This window comes from Nostoc sp. NMS2 (genome assembly GCF_017115105.1).
Taxonomy (GTDB): Bacteria; Cyanobacteriota; Cyanobacteriia; order Cyanobacteriales; family Nostocaceae; genus Nostoc.
Genome location: NZ_JABXKH010000080.1, coordinates 1 through 5,073, shown reverse-complemented (window position 1 = coordinate 5,073; position 5,073 = coordinate 1). Strand labels below are relative to the sequence as shown.

At 43.2% G+C, this 5,073-nt stretch carries 3 protein-coding genes; 2 read left to right on the top strand and 1 reads right to left on the bottom strand.

Annotation, left to right across the window (positions count from 1 at the left end):
• Window positions 1-79 precede the first annotated feature (79 nt).
• A complete protein-coding gene (gene rsmH, locus HWQ36_RS15490; protein ID WP_292704373.1) occupies window positions 80-976 on the bottom strand; it encodes a 16S rRNA (cytosine(1402)-N(4))-methyltransferase RsmH in 897 nt (298 codons plus the stop codon).
• A gap of 343 nt (window positions 977-1,319) precedes the next feature.
• On the opposite strand from rsmH, the gene HWQ36_RS15485 reads away from it, so the two are divergent.
• Both HWQ36_RS15485 and HWQ36_RS15480 read left to right on the top strand, forming a co-directional pair.
• Window positions 1,320-2,504, top strand: a complete 1,185-nt coding sequence (locus HWQ36_RS15485; RefSeq protein ID WP_292704370.1) for an NAD(P)H-quinone oxidoreductase subunit H — start codon at window positions 1,320-1,322, stop codon at window positions 2,502-2,504.
• A gap of 413 nt (window positions 2,505-2,917) precedes the next feature.
• Window positions 2,918-5,017, top strand: a complete 2,100-nt coding sequence (locus tag HWQ36_RS15480; RefSeq protein WP_292704367.1) for a phospholipase D-like domain-containing protein — start codon at window positions 2,918-2,920, stop codon at window positions 5,015-5,017.
• The last annotated feature ends 56 nt before the right edge of the window (window positions 5,018-5,073 follow it).

The window sequence follows — 5,073 nt, the reverse complement described above, 5'->3', positions numbered from 1 at the left end:
TAAGGGGGGTTAGGGGGGATCAATAAGTGCAAAGATACAGCCAACCACTTTTCAAACAACCTCTAAGGCTGCATTGCAGTTACAGCAACTTTTCAGCTATCCTAAGTTTCGCAGAACGCGATCGCGGATTCTTACTAATTTCCTCTTCTTGAGCAATAATTGGTTTTTTTGTCAAGACTTTTAATAAAGGTGAATTTCTTAAACCATGCTTCACCGGGCGGTCTTCCAAGCTATGAAAACTGATAATCGCAATTCTGCCACCAGGAACAAGGGCATTTGGGGCTTTATCTAAAAAGGTTTCTAGGGATTTTAACTCATCGTTGACGACAATTCGCAAAGCTTGAAAAACCCGGGTAGCAGGATGAATTCTGCCATAACGGTATTTTGGGGGAACAGAAGAAGCGATCGCATCAGCCAATTCTGTAGTAGTATGCAACGGTCGGCGTTCGACAATCCGACGAGCAATGCGCCGTGATAATCTCTCTTCACCGTACTTAAAGAAAATATCAGCTAATTCTGCTTCATCCCAATTATTGATCACATCAGCAGCAGTTAGCGATCGCCCTCGATCCATTCGCATATCTAAATTCGCGGCTTGGCGAAAGCTGAAACCCCTTTCTGCTTGGTCTAAATGGTAAGAACTTACCCCCAAATCGGCTAAAATACCATCGAAAGTGTTAGGGGTAAATTGGTAGTCAGCAAAATTGCTGTAAATAAATTGTATGCGATCGCCATATTCAGTTAAATTCTTCTGTGCAGCTGCTAAAGCATCTTCATCTTGGTCAACTGCCGTTACCCGCACATCCGCAGCAGCTTCTAAAATCAGGCGACTGTGACCACCACCGCCTACCGTCACATCTAAATAATGCCCGCCTGGACGAACCGCCAAACCCTCAATTACCTCCCGTCCCAAAACGGAAATATGAGAAAAAGCCAGTTCTTCTAAATCTAGCGGTGTTTGTAAATCTGATTTCATCTTTAAAATTTAATTTTCCGTGACCTATACGTAAGTATTGTTTAACACCCATTCCCCAATCCTCAACATCAGGATTTTAAATGCAAAAAGAGATTAGATGAAAAAAAACCTGTGCCTCAATCCCTTGCATATCAAGCTTCCCTATAATAATTGAAGAGGTGCAACAAAATGAAACATCAATTACAACACTTTCGCTGCTATCCTCTCTCCAACATAACCCTGTAGAGTCAAAATTATATAGATTGCCCCTACAAACCTCATTTTGGCAGACTAGATAAATCGGCTGTGGTTGGCATCTAGGCGGTTCAATTCAAAATTTTCACGAACGGAGAACACGAAATCTATGACCAGACTAGAAACCCGCACTGAACCAATGGTGCTAAACATGGGGCCACACCACCCCTCAATGCACGGGGTTCTGCGGCTAATCATGACTCTGGATGGCGAGGATGTCGTTGACTGTGAACCAGTTATCGGCTATTTGCACCGGGGAATGGAAAAAATCGCCGAGAACCGTACTAATGTAATGTACGTTCCTTACGTCAGTCGCTGGGACTACGCGGCGGGAATGTTCAACGAAGCCGTCACTGTCAACGCCCCAGAAAAACTTGCAGGTGTCGCTGTTCCCAAACGCGCTAGCTACATTCGCGTCATCATGCTGGAGTTGAACCGCATCGCTAACCACTTGCTATGGTTTGGCCCCTTTTTAGCTGACGTAGGCGCACAAACTCCCTTCTTCTACCAGTTCCGGGAACGGGAGATGATTTATGATTTGTGGGAAGCTGCCACAGGTTATCGGATGGTGAATCACAACTACTTCCGCGTTGGTGGGGTAGCAGTCGATTTACCTTACGGTTGGGTAGATAAGTGTCTGGAATTCTGCGACTACTTAATACCCAAAGTTGATGAGTACGAACGCTTAGTAACAGATAACCCCATCTTCCGGCGACGTGTTGAGGGTATTGGCACTATCACCCGTGAAGAAGCAATTAACTGGGGACTTTCTGGCCCAATGTTACGCGCATCTGGCGTGCAATGGGATTTGCGGAAAGTTGACCATTATGAATGTTACGACGATTTCGACTGGGATGTACAGTGGGAAACCGCCGGTGATTGCTTTGCTCGTTACGTAGTGCGGATGCGGGAAATGCGCGAATCTGTGAAGATTATTCGCCAAGCAATTAAAGGACTTCCTGGGGGCCCTTACGAAAATTTGGAAGCCAAGCGTTTAGCCGCAGGTAAAAAATCCGAGTGGGACGCATTTGATTACCAATTCATCGGTAAAAAAGTTTCGCCTACTTTCAAGATTCCCAAAGGTGAAATCTACTCTCGTGTAGAAAGCGGCAAAGGTGAATTGGGAATTTACTTGGTTGGCGATGATAACGTCTTTCCTGCACGTTGGAAGATTCGCGCAGCAGATTTCAACAACCTCCAGATTGTTCCACATTTACTGCGCGGCATGAAGGTTGCAGATATTGTGGTCATTCTCGGTAGTGTTGATGTGATTATGGGGTCTGTGGATAGGTAGATATAGCGGTTCTCGAATGGATGCAATACAGTTTGACCTCTCTCCAAACCTCTCTCCTAAGAGGAGAGAGGCTTTGAATCTTACTCCCCTTCCCTTGTAGGGAAGGGGCTGGGGGTTAGGTCTGTATTGCACTCAACTGAGAACCGCTATAATATCTATCCAAGTATTTTTTAGAGCAGTTGTATTATGCAACTGCTCTATTTTTCTTAGTATTGAGTAAAACAGCCAATAATAGCGCAATACAGTTCAGTTAAGCATTTCTTCCTTCTCTCCTTGGCGTTCTTGGCGACTTGGCGGTTCGATACTGCCAAGAACGCCAAGAATATGTAGAGCATTGCACCCTTCACAAATCTGGCTGGAAAAATTTTTTACTCACATAACAGATGTACAAAATATTTATAGAGTTTTAAATAATGCCCCGCATCTTTGACAACATTGATTTACAACTACTGCCGATTTTACGAGAAACCCTCAAAGTCTCTTATCGGGCAGATTTTTGCGTTGGCTACTTTAACCTCAGAGGTTGGCGAAGAATTGATGATTTAATCGAACAGTATGTTGGTAGTGAAAATGCTTGTTGCCGTTTGCTAATTGGGATGCAAAGCTTACCCAGTGATGAAGTTCATGCGGCATTTAGCCTTGTTAGTGGTGATGGACGGATTGACAATAGTAGCATCGTGCGGTTTAAAAAACGCATGGCGGCGGAATTTCGTAAGCAGTTGACTATCGGTGCGCCGACTAATCAGGATGAAGCGGGGTTGCGGCGGTTAAGTCATCAGCTAAAAAGCCAGAAACTAGTTATTAAACTGTTTCTACGCCATTCTCTTCACGCCAAGTTATATCTTGTGCATCGTCATGACGCTAACACTCCAACTGTGGGATTCTTGGGTAGTAGTAATTTAACCCTTCCCGGACTGGCGAAACAAGGGGAGTTGAATGTTGATATTTTAGACCACGATGCGTGCAATAAACTGCAAAAGTGGTTTAGCGATCGCTGGCAAGATTACGGTTGTGTAGATATTTCCCAAGAATTGGCGGAAATTATTGACCAGAGTTGGGCGAGAGATGAGTTAGTTTTACCTTACTACATCTACCTGAAGATAGCTTACCACTTATCCCATGAAGCGATCGCCGGACTTTCAGAATTTCGTATCCCCCGCGAATTTAACAACTTATTTGATTTCCAAAAAGCTGCTGTACAGCTAGCAGCACGGCATGTAACTAGGCGTGGTGGCGTGTTAGTGGGTGATGTGGTCGGTTTAGGCAAAACTTTAGTTGGAACCGCCCTTGCCAAGATATTACAAGAAGATTGTTTTTTAGAAACACTAATTATTTGCCCAAAAAACTTAGTGTCAATGTGGCAAGAATATGTAAATAACTATCGGCTACTTGCTGAAGTTATGCCAATTAGTCAAGTACAAAATAAATTACCAAAACTCCGCCGTTATCGAGTTGTGTTAATTGATGAAAGTCACAACTTACGGAACCGCGAAGGCAAACGTTATCGAGCAATTATAGAATATATTGCTGCTAACGAAAGTAAATGTATTTTATTATCTGCGACTCCTTACAATAAAAGTTATCTTGACCTTTCTGCCCAACTCCGGCTATTTGTGCCAGAAGACGAAGATTTGGGATTAAGACCAGAAGCTTTAATTAATGAACTGGGTGGCAGTTCCGTAGGAGAATTAGAGTTTATTAGAAAACATCAATGTTCAGTCCGTTCTTTAGCGGCTTTTGAAAAAAGCGAACACCCTGATGACTGGCGAGAATTGATGAAGCGTTACATGGTGCGACGTACTCGCTCATTTATTAAAGATAATTATGCCCACACAGATGAAACAGGGCGGAAATATTTAGAATTTTCTGATGGGAGACGTTCTTATTTTCCCCAGCGTCTACCTCGTAGTCTCAAGTTTCCTTTAGAAAGTTCTAACACTGACTTTTATTCTCGTCTTTACTCAGAGTTAGTAGTAGAAGTAATTAATCAACTTAACTTACCTCGCTATGGGCTAGGAAATTACGTTATTGCTAAACCCAAACAGACACCCACAGACATCGAACAACGTTTTATTAATAGCTTGTTCCGTGGTGGTAGGAGGTTAATGGGTTTTTCTCGCACTAATTTATTTAAACGTTTAGAAAGTAGTGGCGTTGCTTTTATCCAATCAATTGAACGTCATATTTTACGGAACTTCATTTATTTATATGCTTTAGAGCAAGGGCTTGATATCCCTATTGGAACTCAGGAAGCTGAGTTATTAGATACAAGTAATAATGATGAAGATGCTGATTCTGTAGCAGCAGCTTTGTTTGATACAGAAATAGAAGAAGATGATTCTGATAATTCAGGTGATGTGGAAAAGCTAACGCAGAACCTAACCCCCCAGCCCCCTTCCCTACTAGGGAAGGGGGAGAATTCAAAGCCTCTCTCCTTGCAGGAGAGAGGTTTGGAGAGAGGTTTTCCAGATGAGGATGAGAAAGCAGGGTTAGCGCGTCTCAAACCCTATTGACAGAGGGATTATGGCAGAGGGTCTGAGTTTGGGAGAGCCGCAGCCAAAACAGAAAC